The following is a 19,278-nucleotide window of genomic DNA, read 5'->3' as shown; positions in this document are numbered from 1 at the left end:
CGCGGGACCACGACTGGCGCCTTATCGGGCCGGCTACGTCCGGACGCACCGGATATCGCAGCTATCGTCATAGCTGCGGACATCTGCAGGATGTCGCAGTGGGCAACATGCGCTGGGGTGATGTCGATTGCGCCGCGTGCGGTGAGACCTGGACCGCGAAGCCATCGCAACTCTACCTTTTCCGGATCGATCTTGATCCGAACCCGGTCCTGAAGCTGGGCTACAGCAGCAATCCGGCGCGGCGGCTACGACAACAACTCGGCATCGCCCGCGATACGCCGAGCCGGATTCTCCGCACCGTTCCGGTCCCGACTGGCCACGATGCGGTTTGTCAGGAGAAGGCGGCACATGCTTACATGCGCCGCCATCATCCCGATCTGATCGTGGCCAAGTCGGCCTACGGCGACGCGATCAATACCCGCACCGAGATCTACCATCTCGCCGCGGAGCCGATCCTGCGTCGCCTAATGGACCGTATCGAAGCGGCCCTCTCCCTGATCTCATTGCACTCTTTCCCGGACAGCTGCCGGCTGTCCGGGTTTTCTCTCAATCATCCGGAGGCTGACCTATGTCTCAACCCCAAGGGGCCGTGGCCCTGTCTTCCTTCGCGCGAGCCTTCGCGCGCACGATCCTCAACGACCTTGTCGCACGCAGCCTCGTGCTTGAAGACGCGCTGCGCGCGCGTCTCCGCGACAATCCCTCGACCCCGGATCCGGACTCGGTGCCGCTCTCCGCAACGCTCGACGCCACCTATCGCGGTGTGCCGGAGGCAAGCGCGATGTCGGATGAGGAGATCGCATCCCGGATCGCCTCCGGAGAAGACCCCTTTGCCACGGATCTCCACGGCCGCCCGCATCGCCGCATGTCCTCGCCGCCGATCCGAGAGATGGGCATGGCGCTGCGCCTGCTGGCCCTGACCCCAACCCAAGAGGACTTCGAGCGGATCTGCGCTCCAGGGGGCGTGACGACGCTCGTCATCCCTCAGCGCCGCGATCGCGAGCTTGGATGGCGCGCCTTGAGCGAGTTGCTGCATGCCATGCGCAAAGCCTCTGCGTCGTGCGGGATCTCTATGAGCTGGCCCGAGACGCCGGTGTTTGGTGGCGAGGCATCTGAGCGCAATCAGGCGCGCAAGACGGCGGAGTTTCGGGAAGCCGTGGAGCTGGCCGTTTCTAAGGGCGCTGCAGTCTGGGCATTGGCGTCACACGCAGACGACATGCCCGAGATCGGCCGCCTGCTCAGCCAGGCGACGCGGCACCTTCCTCCCCTGACGCGGGAGATGGTCGTAGAGATGCTACGCGTCACGCATTCCGTGACCGGCGAGCTCGCCGAGGACGCTGTTCTTGCGCGCCTGCCCGCGGATTCCGCGCTTGCGGGCCTCCACCCTGCTCTCCTCGACCATGCCATGACCGCGGACACCACGTTGCGCGTCGCCGAGCGCCTCTCCGGAATTGCCGAGCGCGCGGACATGCGGCCCGATCTGACGCTGGACGATATCGCCTTGCCCACTCCGCTGCGCAGCGGTCTCGATCGGCTACTGGCGGACCTCGCCGCATGGCAATCCGGATCGCTCGACTGGTCGGAGGTTTCCGGATCGATGTTTTTGTTCGGCCCTCCAGGTAATGGCAAAACGCTGCTGGCCTCCGCGCTCGCTGGATCGGCCCGGATTCCCCTGATCACGACGAGCTACGCCGATTGCCAGCGCCATGGCCACCAAGGCGATTTTTTGCGCGCCCTTTCGGACAAGGCAACCGAGGCAATGTCGCGTGCCCCGGCAGTGCTGCTGATCGACGAGCTGGATTCATTCTTGGTTCGGAGCAATCTAACGCAAAATTCGAGCTACAATATCGGGGTGGTCAACGGTCTGCTCGAGCATCTATCGCGACTCAACGATACGCCCGGCGTGCTCCTTGTCGGCGCCGCCAACAATCGCCATTTGATCGACCCCGCAATCCTGCGCCCCGGTCGGTTTGATAAGCACTACGAGATCGGCCCGCCAGATCAGGCCGGGATCACCCGGATCCTGTCCGGAGCGCTCAAGGATACGGATCGGCTCGATCTCGCGGGCCATGCGCGTCAGCTTTCCGGCTGCTCGGGCGCGACGGTCGCCGCGATGATCCGAGACGCCAAAGCGCGGGCGAGGCAGAATGGTAGCCCGCTTAACGACCGCCATCTTGCCGAAGCGGTCGCCGACATCGCGCCGAAACGCTCAGCCGAGGATCTCAAGCGCATCGCGATCCACGAGGCCGGCCACGTGGTCGTCTCCTGGCGGCTGACAGGTGATATCCCTAAACGTGTCAGGATTACGCCCGAAGGTGGAGAGGTCCACGACACACCGAGATCGATCGAGACCGCGGAGACGGCGCGGATGCGCATCGCAGCCCTTCTTGCCGGTCGCGCCGCCGAGCGCGTGCTCCTCGAGGGACCCTCCAGCGGGGCGGCTGATGATCTGGCGCAAGCCACGCAGGTGGCGTTCGATGCCCGCCACACATGGGGATTGGAGGGCGGCAGTCTGATGGCCGTGCCGCAGCCTCTCATCGGACGGATGCTGCCTGGCACCGAGCTTGGCGATGCGCTCGATCGCATCCTGCGCGAGGAAGCGGATTTCGCAGAACACGTCGTCCGAGAGACCCGCGATCTTATCGAGGGGCTGGCAACGACGCTCGTCCAATTGCGGGAGATGGAGTGGGACGAGATCGAGGCGTTCTTTCGAGAACCATTTCGACCATATGCGAACCCACCCTACTAATGGTGATCTCTGGTGAACGACAGGGAGCAATTGTTTGGATGATAACCCATCGGTAACCGTAAGAATGCACCGCATCGAGCGCGAAGAGATCACGCCGATGCCTGCTACACACCTGCTACACAATTTGCCTCACGCGAGACAAGCGCTAGACAGGCAAGAAACTGTAAACAAACGACAAAAACGTCAGAAAAAAATTTGAGAAAGGACTGTCTCTCCGCCACTTAATCTCGAATTAAGTAACGGCGTCAGCAGCTTGCGAGGCTGTCTGGCTTGCTTGCCCTCCGCCCCCCCTAAGCGCGCAATGCTTGCATCTGCATTCCCGAAAGAACGGCCGCCACTGACTTGCCTTTAGGGCTTTCGCTACGTCAGGTCATTCTTGCCAGTCGAAGCTAGCGCCGGTCAGGTTCGCCAGCCGGCCGAACATCATTGCGCAAGACAGGTCACACCACTCGCCATGCTCCGCGACTAGCCGCTCGAGTCCGCGCCAGTGCATGCCCTTCGGTTTCGGGCCGGGACCGTTCAGAATGCGCCGTTCCCATCCGAACCGGTCGCGGACGCGATCGGCACGGCGGGCTGCCCGGTCGGCTTGGGTTTGTTTTGCGAGAGATAGGCGGTCCCCCGACAATGACGGCGGGCGAAAACCTTACCGCCGTAGAGGATACCGACACGGCGTCCGCAACGGCCCGTTGAGCACAGGAACCACCGCCGCGCACCGCCAAGATGGCAGTGCATGGCGGCGAAATGCTCGGCCCGGCGCATGGGCTGCCAGCCCCCCGCCGTCCTTGCCCGGGTCGCCGAGTCTGAAGAAACCGTGCGACACTGCTGCATAGACAGAAGCGAGCTTTTCACCGTTGCACGTCCACTGCCCGGTCGCGCGTCCCAACACCAATAGCCTGAAACACGGATCCTTTCGTCATGCGGATGCTGCAATGCAGCATCCCCGAACTGTGCCTTGTGAGACCGGGGTCGGAGGTCAATCTTCCTGTTAGCGTTAAACTTCAAACGAACAGGAGCCATCCAATGGCCTACACAGCACTCGCACCATCCTCCACAGGCCTTCGGGACCGCGTCGCGGAGCTCATCGATTCCTTCCGTGACTCGCAGGCGCGTCGCCGCGAATTCAAGCGCGTCTACGGTGAGCTTGCGCGCATGTCGAACCGCGACCTGAACGACATCGGCGTCGCACGCGGCAACATCCGCGACATCGCGCTCGAAGCGGCATACGGACGTCACTGAGGCGGCGCCCCGGCGAAGGCCCGGGCCCGCTACCCCCGGCGCCGCAGGCCGACCTCCGACGGATCGTCGGCGGCGGGCGCCAGAAAGGCCGACGAAACCGCATCGACGGTCATGCGGACCTCCTCGAAGGCATCCTCGCGACGCGTCTTGGACCGCAGCTTGCGCGCAATCTCAGATCCCTTGGTCGCGGCTTGTTCTGTCAGGATCAGGAGGGTCATTTCCCGAACGACATGCACCGCCTGCTCCGCGCGGTCCGGATCCAGCGCCGCCGAGAGCGTTTCCGGCATGGGGCATTCGGCGAGCAGCTCGGTCAATACCGGGCCATGCTTGGCCTCGGTCGCCCGCGCGAGGCAGGCTTCGGTGATCCCCGCCATCTCGAACCCGAACGTGGACAGCTCCATCTGCGCGGTCTGCGTATTGTAGCCCTGCGTCCGGACGAGCCGGATGCCGGCACCTGAGTCCTCGGTTTCAAGGCGCAGCCCCTCGAGATCGAGCTCGGCCGCAACCGGCCCCCCGAGGATCGCCTGCAGGTCCAGCGTCTCCGCGAAGATGACCAGCCGCGACAGGTCACTCGCCGCGATGTCGCAGGCGAGCCGCTGGATGCCGGCGCGGTCGGCGGCCCTGTAGCTCAGTGCAAGGCGCGCCCCGCCGTCGCGGCGCAGATCGATCGAGAAGGTCTTCGGAGTCATGCCCGGTCCATACGGTGTCGGCGCCCGGAGATGAAGGCGTCGCGCACGTGGTAAGCGACGCGTTGCGTGCGGCCGATTTTGGAGGCTTCGAGCGCGTCCGATGCCGCTCGGGTCGATCGGCGGATAGGTCGACCTTCCGCCAGCCCGCCGGCAACGCTTTGTCATCGAACGGATATTTCCGAAATCGCCTTACGTCTTGTGCACCTGAGCGCCGAACCATCGCGGACTCCGAACCCTCGCCGCGGTCACGTGCGATCATGCCAAGCCGACCCGAAAGTTTTTGCGTCGCAACCTGTCGGTCCCGGTGTCGTAGCGTCTTCCGAGGGGAAATCGGCGTTCCTTTCGCGCCGCCGCGCGGCTACACCTGAAGGCGAGGCAAGAGGCAGGGAAAACAATGCGCAGAACCATAATCGCAGTCCTGACACTGGGAACGCTGGCCGGCTGTGCCGGTAACGGCGCGCCGGTGATCCTGGGCGACCGCTACGAGGTCGCGGGCGTGGAAGAGGGCGACATGCTCAAGCTTCGCGGCGGGCCGGGCACCGGATACGAGGTAAAGGCCGGGCTGCCGAACGGCACCGTGGTCGTCGCCCGCGAATGCGAGCGGCTGGGCGCGGTGCGCTGGTGCGAGGTCGCCGTCGAGGATGCGCGCGGGCTCGAGGGATACGTGTCGCAGACCTACCTGCGGCAGCTCTGACCCGCGACATTGCAAGGGCGCGCGCGGCACCCTCCTAGTCGGCGGCGCGAAGCTCCGCGGCGCCGGTTCGGCCGTGTCCCGCAGCGCTTGCATGCGACCAGTGTAGCGCACGGCGCCGGCGGCCCGGCCGGTCGCTTTTGGCAATACGAGCGCCAGGAATTACGAGCCCCAAGAAAAAGGCCCCGCGGACACCCGCGGGGCCTATCCTCTTTCTGACGGGATGAAACAGCGCCGGGCCTCCGCCCCGCAGTGCGTCCCGCTCACTCGCCGTAGGGCACCCAGATGTTCTTGACCTGCGTCGCGCGGTGCAGGAACGCCCGGCCCTGCCCGTCGCGGCCGCTCCAGTCGCGGGCGCCGTCGGTCTCGGTCCAGGTCTGCTTGAGGTTGCCGGCACTCTCGGCCTCGACCATCGCCGCGCCTTCGGTCCCTCCGACATACCACATGCCGTCCACCCCGTCGTGCTGCGCCAGCGTCTTGGCCAGCTCGTCGCGCGGGCCGGTGACGATGTTCACCACGCCCGCAGGCACGTCCGAGGTCTCGAGCACCTGGTAGAGGTCCGTCGCCGCCAGCGGATGGGTTTGCGACGGTACCACGACCACGCTGTTGCCCATTGCGATCGCCGGCAGCACGAGGCTGAGCGCGCCCAGAAGCGGCTGGCCGGTCGGGCAGACGAGGCCCATGACGCCCAGCGGCTCGTTCATGGCGAGCGTGACATGCGCCGACTTGGTCTGGTGCACGGCGCCGTCGAACTTGTCGGCCTGCGCGGCATACCAGAAGCAGCGGCGGATCGCGGTCTCGACCTCGGCCTTGGCCGCGGCGGGTTTCGCGCCGAACGCCTCCAGCCGCGCCGCGAACTCTCCGGCGCGGGCCGAGATGTTCTCGCCGAGGTAATAGATCACCTGCGCGCGGTTGTGGCCCGTGGCCTTGCCCCAGCCGCCGGCCTTGGACGCGGCCTCGACCGCGTTGCGGATGTCCTTGCGGTTGCCGAGACCGGCGAGGCCCACCGGCCCCTTCGCACCCTCGACGGTGTAGGCATAGCCGGAATCGGGCCGCGCCTGCTTGCCACCAACAAAGAGCTTGGCCGTGCGGTCCACCGCGTCCGACCCGCCACCGCCATGCGGCACCGCACTGGGGGCTGGCAGGTCCTCGGCCTTGCCCTTGGGGGCGGGCGTCTTGAGGTAGGCCCGCATCCCCTCGCGCGCGCCCTCGCGGCCGAAGCCGCTTTCGCGGTAGCCGCCGAAGCCGGCGCCGGCGTCCAGCACGTTCGTGCAATTGATCCAGACCACGCCCGCCTTCACCTGCGCGGCGATGTCGAGGCAGAGGTTCACGTTCTCCGACCAGATCGAGGCCGCGAGGCCGTAGCGCGTGTTGTTCGCCAGCTCCACCGCGTCGGAGGGCGTGCGGAAGGTGGTGAGCGTCACCACCGGGCCGAAGATCTCCTCGGTGGACAGCACACTCGCCGGCTGCACGTTGGTCGCCAGCGTCGGCGGGTAGAAGCAGCCGTCAGGCGCGGTGCCTTGGCGCAGCGTGACGCCCTCGGCCTCGCCCTGCGCCACCAGTTCCTTGATCCGCTCGAGCTGCACCGGGTGCACGATGGCGCCCATGTCGGTGCCCTTGTCGAGCGGGTCGCCCACCACCAGCGTTTCCATCCGGCGCGCGAGCAGGGTCTCGAAGCGCTCGGCCACGGCCTCGGCCACGAGGATGCGCGCGCCGGCGCAGCAGACTTGGCCCTGGTTGAACCAGATCGCGTCCACCACGCCCTCGACGGCCGCGTCGATATCCGCGTCGGCGAAGACGACGAAGGGAGACTTGCCGCCCAGCTCCAGCGTCAGGCCCTTGCCCGAGCCCGCAGTCTGGCGGCGGATGGTCTTGCCGACCTCGGTGGAGCCGGTGAAGGCCACCTTGTCGATATCGTCATGGCCGACGATGGCGCCGCCGGCCTCACCGTCACCGGTGACGATGTTCACGACGCCCGCGGGCAGACCGACCTCGGCGCAGATCTCGGCGAAGGCCAGCGCGGTCAGCGGGGTGTATTCGGCGGGTTTCAGCACCACCGTGTTCCCGGCCGCCAGCGCAGGCGCGATCTTCCACGACAGCATCAGCAGCGGGAAGTTCCACGGGATGACCTGGCCGCAGACGCCGTAGGGCTCGAGGCCCGGCAGTTCGTCCTCGGCGATCTCGGCCCAGCCCGCGTGGTGGTAGAAGTGGCGCGCGACCAGCGGCACGTCGATGTCGCGCGTCTCACGGATCGGTTTGCCGTTGTCGATCGCCTCCAGTACGGCGAGGAAACGCGCGTGCTGCTGGACGTGACGCGCGATGGCGTAAAGGTAGCGCGCGCGTTCGTGCCCCGACAGCTTCGCCCAGGATTTCTGTGCCTTGCGCGCCGCCTTCACGGCGGTATCCACGTCCGACGCGGTGCCTTGCGTGACCTGCGCGATGGCCCGCCCGGTGGCGGGATTGCGCACCTCGAAGGTCTCGCCCGGCGCGGTGAAGGCGCCGTCGATGAAGTGGCCGAAGCCCTCGCGGTGCGAGTCCAGCCAACCCTCGACGATCTTCGAATCCTCCGGCGCGGGTCCGTAGCTCATGTCCTTCAGTATCTCCCGGATGCTCATGGCGGCCCCCTTACGACGCGGCGTGGCGGTGCGAGGCGGCGTAGCGCCCCGTGACGTGGTGTTCGAGCTGACGTTCGATGTCGCCCAGCATGGAGGACGCGCCGAAACGGAACAGGTCCGGCTCGAGCCAGGGGCGGCCCAGCTCTTCCTTCATCAGGATCTGCCAGGCCAGTGCCTCCTTGGCCTGCTTCATGCCACCCGCGGGCTTGAAGCCGATGCGGTAGCCAGTGGCGTCGCCATAGTCGCGCAGCGCGCGGATCATCACGAGGCTGACGGGCAGCGTGGCGTTCACGCCCTCCTTGCCGGTCGAGGTCTTGATGAAGTCGGCGCCGGCCTGCATCGCCACCATCGAGGCGGAATAGACGTTGCGAAGCGTCTGCAGATCGCCGGTGGCGAGGATCGCCTTCATGTGGGCGTCGCCGCAGGCCGCGCGCATCTGCGAGATCTCGTCGTGAAGCGCGGCCCAGTCCTGCTTCAGGACGTGCTCGCGAGTGATGACGATGTCGATCTCGTCGGCGCCCTGCGCCACGGTCCACTCAATCTCCTTGAGCCGCAGATCGAGCGGCATGAGACCGGCCGGGAAACCCGTGGCGACGCTCGCCACCGGCACGCCCGAGCCCTCGAGCGCGTCGACCGCGTGCGGCACCATCGTCGGATAGACGCACACCGCGCCGGTGGTCAGGTCCATGTCGGCAATGCCCAGGCCCTCGACGATGCGGGGGGCGATCGGATTGCGCGCCTTGGCGCAGAGCCTTCGGACCTTGCCCTCGGTGTCGTCGCCCGAAAGCGTCGTGAGGTCGATCAACCGGACCGCGTTCACCAGCCACGCGGCCTGGTGCTGTTTCTTGACCGAACGCCGGGTGCCCAGCGTCGCGGCGCGGCGCTCGGCGGCCGAGCGGTTCACGGCGTGGCCTTCGAACATCGCTGTGTCGAGCGGCATGCCGGGGTTACGGCCCGGCTCCGGCTCGCGGGTCGCGGGCAGCGCGCCCGGCCCCGCCTGGACGGGCGCGGTCGCCCGGTCGTCTTTCGTGTGCGACATGGTCAGTCCTCTCGGCCGCCCGGGGCGGCGTTGCGTTCGTCCTCTCCGGCCATCAGGCGGCGTGCATCGTCGAAATGCGCCTGCATGGCGGTGAAGACCGCGAATTTCCGGTCGTGGTAGGCGCGCGCGGCCGGGTCGGGCCGCACCGCCCGGGCGGGGCCGGCCATCGCCGCCGCGCCTTCGGTCAGGTCCTTGAACGTGCCCGCCGCGACGGCGGCGGCGGTGGCCACGCCGCGCAACACGGGCTCCTCGCCTTCGGGCACCAGCACGGGGCAGCCGGTGGCGTCGGCATGGGCGGATACATAGTCCGCGTTCGCCGCGAGCCCGCCGCTCATCACGATGTCCGACACGGACAGACCCTGCTCCGCCATCGCATCGAGGATCGCGCGGGTCCCGTAGGCGAGCGCCTGGATCGTGGCGAGGTAGTCGAGCGCGAGGTCGTCCGCCCCTGTTTCGAGCGTGAGGCCCGCGATCATGCCGCGCCGTTCGGGATCGGCGAGCGGCGCGCGGTTGCCATGGAAGTCGGGCTGCACATGGCGCGCGCGGGTCAGCTCGGCACGAGCCACGCCACCGCCGGACGCCAGCGCGTCGAGCCGGTCGGACAGCGCCGCGGCGGCGCCCGAGGCCCCGCCGCTCATGCCACCCGAGGCGCCATGACGCGCGATTACCGCGTCCAGCAGCGCGCCCGCCGCCGATTGCCCGGCCTCGAGAGCGATGCGCCCCGGCGTGAGCACCTGAGGATAGGGCCCCCAGACGCCGGGCACCGATACGGTGTCGTCGGTCTCGACGATATGGCACGCGGAGGTTCCGGCGATCAGCGCGAGGCGCGCACCCTGCCCGGCGTCGCCCTCGGCCCCAGCGCCGAGGGTGCCGAGCGCGCCCGCATAGGCGTCGATCATGCCCGCCGCGACTGGCAGACCGGGCAGGAGGCCCAGCTCTTGCGCGGCCGTCTCGGACAGCGTGCCCGCCGGGCGGCCGGGCAGGATCAACTCGGTGCCGATACGGGCGTGGCCGTCCTGGGCAAGATCGCCAAGACCGATGGCCGACAGGAACCCGTCGTCCCAGCCTTCACCCGCGAGGCCGCGTTCACCGAGGTAGCCCCACTTGCACACGAGCGAATTGACGGACCGCGCGTCGGTGCCGGTGGCGCGGTGCACGAGCCAGTCCGGCAGGTCGCGGAACGAGGTCGCCGCGCGCCACGTTTCAGGCATGTTCCGCTTGAGCCACAGAAGCTTGGGCATCTGCATTTCGGGCGAGATCGTCCCGCCCACGCGGGCGAGCGGTTCGCCCCCGATCTCGTTGATCTCGCGGGCCTCTCCCACCGCGCGGTGATCCATCCAGAGCACCACGTCCTGGGCGGCGTCACCGCCGGGGCCCACGGCGACAGGGCCGTCGGACCCCGAGACCACCAGCGAACAGGTTGCATCGAAGGCCAGCGCGGCAACTTCCACGTCGCCCGCCTCGGCCCGCGCGGCGCGCACCGCGGCGACCACCGCGCGCCAGATGTCGGCGCTCGCCTGCTGGGCAAAGCTCTCGCGTGGGCGGTGCGTCGCGATCGCCTCCGAACCGCGCCCGAGAAGCGCGCCCGAGGCATCGAACAGCCCCGCTCGGGCGCTACCAGTGCCCACGTCGATGCCGAGGAAAGTCGGCGCGCTCATCGGCTCAGCCCTCCCCGAGCTCGCGGCAGAACGCCTCGAACCCGGCGGCGTCGGTGTAGCTCGACTGCGTGCCGCGCCCGGTAATCGAATGCGCGGCATAGCGCGCCGCGCGGGTCAGTGCCTCTTCCGGGGCAGCGCCGCCCGAGAGGAACCGCGCGAAGCTGCCGATGAAGGCGTCGCCCGCCCCGGTCGTGTCCACCGGATCGACCGTCACCGGCGCGATCTGGGTCACGTCGTCCGCGGTGATGAGCCGCGCGCCGCGACCGCCGAGCGTCACGATCACGTTGCGGATGCCGCGCGCGATCAGCGACCGCGCGGCGGCCAGCACCGCGTCATCGGTGTCGGTGGGCATCCCCGACAGCATCGCCAGCTCGCTCTCGTTCGGGCAGAACCAGTCGAGACCGTCGAGCTTCGACAGGTCGAGGTCAGGATGCGCGGGCGCCGGGTTCAGGATGGTCTGAATGCCGTGCTTCGCACCGAAGGCCACCGCGTCGTAGACCGTCTGGAGCGGCACCTCGAGCTGCAAGAGGATCGCGTCGCAGCCCTTGAGCGTGTCGGCGGCCGCCTCGATGTCCTTGCCGGAAAGGTGCGCGTTGGCGCCTTTCACGATGAGGATCGCGTTCTCGCCGTCGGGCTCCACGAAGATCGGCGCGACGCCCGAGGGCGCGCCCTCGACCGTGCGGACGTGGGTCACGTCGATGCCGTTGTCGGCGAGGTTCTGGCGGGTGCGCGGCCCGAAGAGATCGTCGCCCACGCAGGTGACCATCGCCACCTCGGCGCCGAGGCGCGCGGCGGCGACGGCCTGGTTGGCGCCCTTTCCCCCGAACCCCTGCACGAAGTCGGGAGCCTCCAGCGTTTCGCCCCGGTTCGGCATACGTTCGACGTAGGTGACGAGATCGACCATGTTCGATCCGACGACGGCGATGCGATCGGCCATGTGCTCAATCCTTGTCCTTGCCGCCGAGGGCGGCGATCTGTCCCGAAAGCGCGGCGGCCTCGTCGGCTGTGACGTAGCCGAAGCGCGCGGTGAAGCGGCGCGTCTCGCCGGCCGCGAGGGTTGCGATGTTGCCCTTGGCCTTCTCGGCCAGGTAGCCCTCGGGCTCGCAGGTGGCGGGCAGCGCGAAGGCGGCGACGGTGGCGTCGGCGCCGTGCAGGATCCAGCGCCCGAGGCGCGGGAACTCGGCGGGCGCGTAGGTCATCACGAAGCCGTCGCCGGTCGGGCGTTCGAGCATCGCGTGGGTGAGCCCCTTCGGATCGGTCCCTGGCGCGTCCACGTAGATCACCTGCTCGGGGTCCCAGCGCTCGGGTCGGTCGAGGATGCGGCCCGCCTCGGGGCGCGCGCCCAGTTCCTGCAGGAAGGCGCGGTAGTCCTCGGTGGGCGTGACATGCGCCGGCACCGACGAGCGCACCCGGGTCCGGTCCGGCGTGAAGGGCGCGGCCTGGTGGATCACGCCGTTCGCCACGAAGGCGAAGTTGACGTGCGCCATGTACATCAGTTCCATCGGCAGGGCCGAGCGGTTCTCGACCTCCATGCCCATTGCGATGGTGGTGCCGGTGCCCGCGGTGACCGAGGGCCGCGCGCGGTAATTCGGGCCGAAGCCCAGCGTGTGGTCCACGTGGCCGGCGACGCGCACCACCGGCGCCCCGTCCGCGTCGGTGTCGAACTCGACCCGCGCGCTGTCCATGCGCTTGCACGGCATCTCTCCGTGCAGCGGATGGTCGTCCTCCGGCCCCGGGCAGCCGTTCCGCAGAAGGCCGCTGTGGTAGGCGAGACAGCCGTAGGTCTCGACGATAGAGGTGGCCGGTCGCGGCTCGGGGAACGCGCTGTCCATGGTCAGGCGCACACCGTCGAAGACCGCGTCCCAGACCATCTGGCCCATGAACGGCAGCACCTCGACATGGCCGCGTCCGTTCTCGATCCGCAGCATCTCGATGCCGAGACCGGTGCGCCACGCGGTGACGGTGAAGGGGTCGCTCTGCGCGACGACGCGCGCGGCCGGCCCGAAGGTATCAGGCGCGAGGGGGATGGAGACGGACATGCTCAGCGTGCCTTTCTGCCACGGAAGGAATTGATGGCGATCACCGCGATCAGGAACGCGCCCCAGACGAAGTCGATCAGGTGGTTCGACACCCGCATCATCTGGAAGCCCGAGGACAGCAGCGTCAGCGAGATCACGGCCAGTGCCACGCCCAGCACGTTGCCCTTGCCGCCCGCCGGGTTGGTCCCGCCCAGCACGGCGATCAGCACCGCCTGCAGCAGGTAGGACGCGCCGTAGTCGGACTTGGCCGCGTTTGTCCGCGCCGACAGGAGGATCCCGGCCATAGCGGCAAGGCCCCCGGTCAGCATGTAGGACCAGATGATCATGCGCCCGCGCTCGATGCCGGTGTAGACCGCCGCCTTGGGGTTTGTGCCGATCATCTTCAGCCGCAGACCGAACGAGGTGCGCGACAGCAGCAGCGACAGCGCAACGCAGAGCACCACGAACAGCACCAGCGGCACCGGGATCGCGGCGATCTTGCCGTTGCCGAGCCAGTTCCACGCAGACGGGAAGCCCACGATGGCCGGCCCGCCGGTCAGCACGAGGCACAGGCCGATGAAAACCTGCCCGGTGCCGAGCGTGGCGAGGATCGGCGTGATCTTCAGCCCCGAGATCAGCAGTCCGTTCAGCAGCCCCGCCAGGACGCCGACCAGAAGGCCCACGCCCACGCCAAGGATAACCGGCGCGACGCCGAGCGATCCGGCCCCGGCCTCGCCCGCGACGTAGCCGAAGACGGTGCCCGCCGTGATCCCGGCAAGGTTCGCCACGCCCACGATCGACAGGTCGATCCCGCCCGTCAGCATCGCGATCATCATCGCCACCGACAGGATGCCCAGTTCGGGCATGAAGAAGGCCATGGACTCGAAGTTGTAGGACGACAGGAACATCTGCGGGCGCAGCGCCGTCATCACGACGAGGATCAGCAGGCAGATGACGCCGAGTTGCACGTTGGTGTGCCCGCCCGCCCGCAGGAGGCTTCCCTTGAAGCTGCCGCCCGCGGTCTCTGCGGTGTTGGTCTGGCTCATGTCAGGTCCTCCCCTCTCAGACCGGCGCGCGGCGGTCGCGCAGCGCGGTCACCGCCACCGCGGCGATCAGCATGCCGCCCACGACGACGCGCTGCCACGTCGTGTCGATGCCCATAAGGATCAGCGAGTTCTGGATCATCACGAGGATGAAGACGCCCAGCACGGTCCCCAGCACGGTCCCGCGCCCGCCGAAGATCGACGCGCCGCCCAGCACCACCGCCGCGATCACGTCGAGCTCGAGCCCGACGAAATCGCGCGGGTTGGCGAGCCAGATCATCGAGGAGTGCAGCAGGCCCGCGAAGCCCGCGAGCGCGCCCGCCGTGCAGTAGACGAAGATCATCGTCCGCCCGGTGTTGAAGCCCACGCGCTTGGCCGCCTCGGCGTCGGCGCCATAGGCGTAGACCGAACGGCCGATCATCGTCCGCGTCAGAACAAGGTGAATGCCCACCGCGACCGCGATGTAGATCACGATCATCGCCGTCAGCCCGAAAGTCGTGCCGTTCGCCCGCTCGAGCGTCAGGATGTCGGTGCGACCGAAGGCGATCAGCGCGTCAGGCATCTGGTTGATGTTGACGTTGGACGTGCCCACCAGCCCCAGCACCAGGCCGCGCACAACAGACGCCGTGCCAAGCGTCACGATCAGCGGGATCATGTTGAACTTGTGGATGATGCCCGCGTTCATCAGACCCAGCAGCCCGCCGATCAGCGTGGCCGCCAGGAACGGCAGGATCACCCCGTCGTAATCGAGCGCGACCATCGAGCGGACGACGAGGTACATGCCGGCGACCGCGAAGGCGGTGAACGACACGTCGATGCCGCCCGAGATCATCACCAGAAGAACCCCGAGCGCCATCAGCCCGATGACAACATTGGACTTCAACAGGCTGAAGATGTTGGACAATTGCCAGAAGGCGGGGTTGATGAGGCCGATCAGCACCATCGCGACCACGAGGATCAGCGCGATGATGGCATCGGCGCTGCCGAATAGTTTCATGCCGTTTCCTTCCGGGTCGCGCCGGCGAGGGCCGCGTCGAGCGCGTCTTCGGTCAGGGCGTCGCCCGACAGCTCTCCGGTCAGGCGACCGTCGGCCATCGTCAGCACGCGGTTGCAGTTCGCGGCGAGTTCCGGGATGTCGTCCGAGATCATGATGACGGCGAGCCCCTTGTCGCGGGTCAGGCCGTGGATGATCGAGTGGATCTGCTCCTTCGAACCCACGTCCACGCCCACGGTCGGGCCGTTCAGCATCAGCAGCTTCGCGTCGGTCATCAGCCAGCGGCCGATCACCACGCGTTGCTGGTTGCCGCCGGACAGCGTCGAGACCGGCACCTCGGTGCCCGGGGCACTGATCTGCATGTCGTTGAACATCGTCTCGGTCTCGGACCGTGCCCGCTTGCCGTCGAGCCAGAGCCGCGGCGCGTAACGGTCCATCGCCGCCGAGATGGCGTTGTCGCGGATCGACCGGTTGAGGAAGAGACCCTCGGACAGGCGGTCCTCGGGGACGTAGGCGACGCCCGCGTCGATGGCCTCCGACACCGACGCCGGCGCCAGCGGCTGGCCGTCGATCTCCATCGTCCCGGTCACGTCCCGGCGCAGGCCGAAGATCGCCTTCACCAGCGACGTACGCCCCGCCCCGATCAGGCCCGAAAGGCCCACGACCTCGCCCGGCATAACGTCGAGCGACACGTCGCGCACCTGCCGGCCGACGCTCACGCCCTTCAGCCGCAGGCGCGGCGCGGTGCCGGCTGCGATGGCGGGGGCCTCGAAATGCCCGGTGTTCAGGTCGCGCCCCGTCATGGCACGGGTGATCTTGCGCTCGTCGAACTCCGAGATCGGGCCTTCCTCGACCTTCTTGCCGTTGCGGAAGACGGTCAGCGCCTCGCTGATCTCGAGCATCTCGCGCATCTTGTGGCTGACGAAGAGCACCGCGATGCCCTGCGCCTGCAGGTCCCGCACGATGCGGAACATGCGCTCCACCTCGCGCCCGGTGAGCGCGGTCGTGGGCTCGTCCATGATGATGAGCCGCGCCTCGGCCAGCACGGCCCGCGCGATGGCGACGATCTGGCGGCCCGCGGCGGGCAGCGTCTCGACATTGGCGTCGAGGTCGAGTTCCACGTCCAGCCGCTCCAGCACCTCGCGGGCCATCTTGCGGCCCCGGCGCCAGTCCACCGTGCCACGCTTCTCGCGCAGGTAGGTATTGAGAAACAGGTTCTCGACCACGCTCAGCGTCGGGAACAGCGACAGGTCCTGGTAGATGACCTGCACGCCGTGCGCGATGGACGTCGCCGGATCGAGGCGGCCCGTGGGCTCCCCGTCAATCAGGATCTCGCCCGCGTCGGGCTGGTAGACCCCCGAGACGATCTTGATGAGCGTGGACTTCCCCGAGCCGTTCTCGCCGGCGAGGCAGCGGATCTCGGCACGGTCGATGGACATGGAGACGTCGTCCAGCGCGCGAACGCCGCCGAAACGCTTCGAGATGCCCCGAAGCTCGATCAAGGGGGGCGATGCCATGAGGGGCCTCGTGAATTCGGTGGGACGGGAGACGCGGGCGCACGGCGGTTCGCCGGCGCCCGCGGTCCGCAAGCGGGATCAGAAGTTGTACTGATCCATGTTCTCGGAGGTCACGCCGACCCAGCCCGCGCCGTACAGCACGTTCTGGCGGTCTTCTCCGGCTTCCTGCAGGTCCTCGTAGCCTTCGAGGCCGAGGTTCAGGCCCGCGCCGATCTGGTCATCCCGCTCCTCGAGAGCGGCGACGGCGAGCATGTTCATGGCGTAGCCCGCAACGGCCGGATCCCAGAACTGGATGTACTCGATATCACCGTTGGCGATGTACTCGCCCGCGACCGACGGAAGGCCAGTGCCCGCGAAGTGCAGCTGCCCCTGAAGGCCGCTTTCCGCGATCAGACGCCCGGCGCCCGCGGAGGTCGGCATCGGGCCGCCTACGATGCCCGCGATGTCGGGATGCGCGGTCAGGGCTTCCTTGAGCTTGGTATAGTCGGTGTTCGCGTCGTCATACGTCTCGAGGCGTTCGGTCACCATCTCCATGTCGGGATAGGCTTCCTCCTGCCGTGCGATCGCGCCGTCGATCCACTCGTTCTGCGACTTCGAGGTCAGGCTGCCCACGGTGGCGACGTACTGGCCGCTCTCGCCCATCTGCGCGGCGAGCTCGTCCATCAGGTTGGCGCCGTAGGCGAGATTGTCGAAGGCCTCGATGTCGTAGTCCACGTTCTGGATGTTCGACGCCTCGTGGCTGATCACGACGATGCCGCGGTCACGCGCCTTCTTGAGGACCGGCTCCACGGCCTCGACCGAGAACGGCACGATGGCGATGGCGTCGACGCCCTGGGCGATCAGGTTCTCGACCAGCTGCACCTGCGCCGCGGCGTCCGCCGAGGACGGGCCGACCATCCAGGTGTCGTGGCCGGTGTCTTCGCCGAACTGCTTCACGCCGTCGCGCATACGGTCGAACCAGGCGATGCCGTCGACCTTCACCACGGTGGCGATCGAGTAGGTCTCGTCGGTCTGGATCAGCTCCTGGTTCACGTTGCTGGTGTCGACGACCTGATCCTGCGCCTGCGCGGCGCCGGCGGCAGTCACGGCAGCGACGGCGAGCGAAATGAAATGGGTTCTCATAATCTTCCTCCCTCTGAGCCCGTCTTCGGGCCAAAACGGCCGATCGTCCTCCGAACGACCGGCAAGGCTGCGCCGACTTCTGTTCGGATCGCAACATTACTCGGTAACCAAACGGAGCCGCCGGGAGTCGTCAAGCGGAAATGCGGAATGTTTCAGTCGGCCTCGGCCACCGGCACCGCGCGACGGCCCACCCCGTGCTCGGTCACCACGCCGGAGATCTCGTCCAGCGTGGCGAAGCGCACCGCCCGGCGGTCGCCGATCTTGCTGGAGTCGAGCACCGCCCAGCTGTCGCGGGCCAGGGCGATCACCGCACGCTTCATCGCGACCTCGTAGTCGTGCGAGCAGCTCAGTTCGCGCCCCTCCCAGAGACCGCCGGCCGACAGGAACCCCACGTCGATGCCGAGCGGTTTCAGGACCTTGAGCGGATCGGGCGGGTGGCACGACCGGGTGCGGCTTTGGAGCCGCCCGCCGATGAACTCGACCTCGGCGCTGGTGCGCCCATGCAGAAGCTCGGCCGACGTCAGGCAGTGGGTCACGATCCGTCGCACCCGACCGCGCGCCAGGGCCCGGGCCAGATGCGGAAGTGTCGTACCGGTGTCGAGAAACACGCACGCCCCGTCGGGCACGAGCGTCGCCGCGTGATCGGCCGCCACGCGCTTGGCCTCGCTCGCTCGCCGCATCTGCTCGTCAAAGTCGTAGGCATCGGTGCTGCGGCCTCGCACGATGTAGCCGCCCTGACACGCGAAACCCGCCTTGCCCGAGGCCGCGTCCCGGCGCAGCGTCATCTCCGCCACGCCCAGGTCCTGCGCCACGTCGCGCAGCCGCAGCGACGGCGCCACCTCCAGCAGAAGGCAGATCCGCGCGTTGCGTTCGTCAAAGCCGCTGGGTCGGGTCATGACTGGAATATGGGGAGCCGAAGCATCCGCGGACCTTGGCCCATGGCGACAGGGCCGTCAAATTGCGGGAACGTGAGCGCTTCGCTGACGCTGCGGCGCGACTGGGCTCCGTGGTGAGGCGAGGGGTCATGGCCTCGCGCTTCCCGGAATATTTTCACCAAGAAGGAAAGGCTGAGCGAACAAGGTCACGGCCGGGCGGCGTCGGCAACTTGTTTTAACAGTCGCGAACAACTTGCTGTTTTGAAGCCATTTTGCGGTCAGTCGTGCGAATCCATTTTTGATCGCTCAGGCGAGACGCCGACGCTTCGACCGATACGTGAATTTCGGCACGCAAGGCACTCATGCGCAATACGATTTTCGAAAACCCGTCACGGCTCCGCCAGGCGCCGCCCGCTTTCGATGCCCGACCACAGATCGAACTCGGCGGCCTTCTTGCGCCGCACCTTCGCCTCTGTCTCGGAGGACAGCTCGACCGCCGCGCGAGGCGAGACGTTGGCACGGCCGACCGCGATCTCCACCCCCAGCCGCTCGGCGAGAAACGCGTCCAGCGCGCTGGGCTCCTCGTAGCGGAAAAGATGCGTGACGCGGGTGCCATTGGGTCGCGGCTCCACGAATTTCGACTGGTCGCCGACGTTCGCGAAAGCCGGGCGGTCGCCCTGGCACCACGCCTCGACGAAGGCGTCGAAGCCGACATCCTTCGTCGAAGTCGGGCGCCCGTCGAGGAACGGCCGTTGGCGATAGCGCCACCAGGATCCGAGCCACGAGACCGGCTCGCGGATCACCGCCGCCACGTCCATGTCGGGCGCGCCCATCTTCTCGAGCATCGGGCGGAAGAAACGATTGTAGCGGTATACGGGCGCGTGCTTCAGCTCGGGCGGGTCCGACACCACGATCGCCGCGTGGGGCGCGAGCGCCGCCTCGTAGGCCGACGTGCCCGTCTTCGGTACCGCGAGCAACACAAGCCGCGCCTTCCAGAATATCAGCATCCCTGCCCCCGTCGCCCGCGCTCCGCGG

At 67.9% G+C, this 19,278-nt stretch carries 15 protein-coding genes; 3 read left to right on the top strand and 12 right to left on the bottom strand.

From position 1 onward, the window contains the following. Positions 1-568 precede the first annotated feature (568 nt). Together BMX29_RS17335 and BMX29_RS17330 are read left to right on the top strand one after the other, a co-directional pair. Positions 569-2,746 carry an AAA family ATPase gene (locus BMX29_RS17335; protein ID WP_092815343.1) on the top strand — a complete coding sequence of 726 codons (2,178 nt, stop codon included), beginning with the start codon at positions 569-571 and terminating at the stop codon, positions 2,744-2,746. 1,020 nt (positions 2,747-3,766) lie between these two features. Beyond that, positions 3,767-3,982, top strand: coding sequence for a DUF1127 domain-containing protein (locus BMX29_RS17330; protein WP_043843479.1), 216 nt, complete (start codon positions 3,767-3,769; stop codon positions 3,980-3,982). A 29-nt stretch (positions 3,983-4,011) separates the two neighbouring features. Here the strand turns inward: BMX29_RS17330 and BMX29_RS17325 are convergent, their stop codons facing one another. Then, complete coding sequence (locus tag BMX29_RS17325; protein WP_092815340.1) at positions 4,012-4,671, bottom strand: hypothetical protein; 660 nt, start codon at positions 4,669-4,671, stop codon at positions 4,012-4,014. 394 nt (positions 4,672-5,065) lie between these two features. Between BMX29_RS17325 and BMX29_RS17320 the strand changes: the two genes are divergently transcribed. Further along, complete coding sequence (locus tag BMX29_RS17320) at positions 5,066-5,365, top strand: SH3 domain-containing protein (RefSeq protein ID WP_092815337.1); 300 nt, start codon at positions 5,066-5,068, stop codon at positions 5,363-5,365. Between the two features lie 260 nt (positions 5,366-5,625). Here the strand turns inward: BMX29_RS17320 and BMX29_RS17315 are convergent, their stop codons facing one another. The 11 genes from BMX29_RS17315 to BMX29_RS17265 all read right to left on the bottom strand — a co-directional run bounded on the left by BMX29_RS17315 (position 5,626) and on the right by BMX29_RS17265 (position 19,250). Next, on the bottom strand, positions 5,626-7,977 hold the full coding sequence (locus BMX29_RS17315) for an aldehyde dehydrogenase family protein (protein WP_217644401.1): 2,352 nt from the start codon (positions 7,975-7,977) through the stop codon (positions 5,626-5,628). Between the two features lie 10 nt (positions 7,978-7,987). Further along, the gene (gene deoC / locus BMX29_RS17310) at positions 7,988-8,917 is read right to left on the bottom strand and encodes a deoxyribose-phosphate aldolase (RefSeq protein WP_092815351.1); all 930 of its coding nucleotides are present in this window, start codon (positions 8,915-8,917) and stop codon (positions 7,988-7,990) included. A gap of 101 nt (positions 8,918-9,018) precedes the next feature. Beyond that, positions 9,019-10,674 carry an FGGY-family carbohydrate kinase gene (locus tag BMX29_RS17305; protein ID WP_092815334.1) on the bottom strand — a complete coding sequence of 552 codons (1,656 nt, stop codon included), beginning with the start codon at positions 10,672-10,674 and terminating at the stop codon, positions 9,019-9,021. A gap of 4 nt (positions 10,675-10,678) precedes the next feature. Continuing rightward, entirely contained in the window at positions 10,679-11,611 is a 933-nt protein-coding gene (gene rbsK / locus BMX29_RS17300; RefSeq protein ID WP_092815331.1) for a ribokinase, read from the bottom strand. 4 nt (positions 11,612-11,615) lie between these two features. After that, a complete protein-coding gene (locus BMX29_RS17295) occupies positions 11,616-12,713 on the bottom strand; it encodes a DUF4432 family protein (RefSeq protein ID WP_092815328.1) in 1,098 nt (365 codons plus the stop codon). 2 nt (positions 12,714-12,715) lie between these two features. Beyond that, the gene (locus tag BMX29_RS17290; RefSeq protein ID WP_092815325.1) at positions 12,716-13,738 is read right to left on the bottom strand and encodes an ABC transporter permease; all 1,023 of its coding nucleotides are present in this window, start codon (positions 13,736-13,738) and stop codon (positions 12,716-12,718) included. 16 nt (positions 13,739-13,754) lie between these two features. Next, on the bottom strand, positions 13,755-14,732 hold the full coding sequence (locus BMX29_RS17285; protein ID WP_092815322.1) for an ABC transporter permease: 978 nt from the start codon (positions 14,730-14,732) through the stop codon (positions 13,755-13,757). Continuing rightward, a complete protein-coding gene (locus tag BMX29_RS17280; RefSeq protein WP_092815319.1) occupies positions 14,729-16,246 on the bottom strand; it encodes a sugar ABC transporter ATP-binding protein in 1,518 nt (505 codons plus the stop codon). Before BMX29_RS17280 ends, BMX29_RS17285 begins: the two co-directional genes overlap by 4 nt. A gap of 78 nt (positions 16,247-16,324) precedes the next feature. Further along, entirely contained in the window at positions 16,325-17,368 is a 1,044-nt protein-coding gene (locus BMX29_RS17275; protein ID WP_092815316.1) for an autoinducer 2 ABC transporter substrate-binding protein, read from the bottom strand. Positions 17,369-17,520: 152 nt separating this feature from the next. Beyond that, the gene (locus BMX29_RS17270; RefSeq protein ID WP_043843466.1) at positions 17,521-18,264 is read right to left on the bottom strand and encodes a DeoR/GlpR family DNA-binding transcription regulator; all 744 of its coding nucleotides are present in this window, start codon (positions 18,262-18,264) and stop codon (positions 17,521-17,523) included. A gap of 368 nt (positions 18,265-18,632) precedes the next feature. Then, a complete protein-coding gene (locus tag BMX29_RS17265) occupies positions 18,633-19,250 on the bottom strand; it encodes a gamma-glutamyl kinase (RefSeq protein ID WP_092815313.1) in 618 nt (205 codons plus the stop codon). Positions 19,251-19,278 lie beyond the last annotated feature (28 nt).

Source organism: Roseivivax marinus (genome assembly GCF_900109705.1).
GTDB classification, from domain to species: domain Bacteria; phylum Pseudomonadota; class Alphaproteobacteria; order Rhodobacterales; family Rhodobacteraceae; genus Roseivivax; species Roseivivax marinus.
Note: the sequence above shows the minus strand (reverse complement) of the source record. Positions and strands in the feature narration are given on the sequence as shown.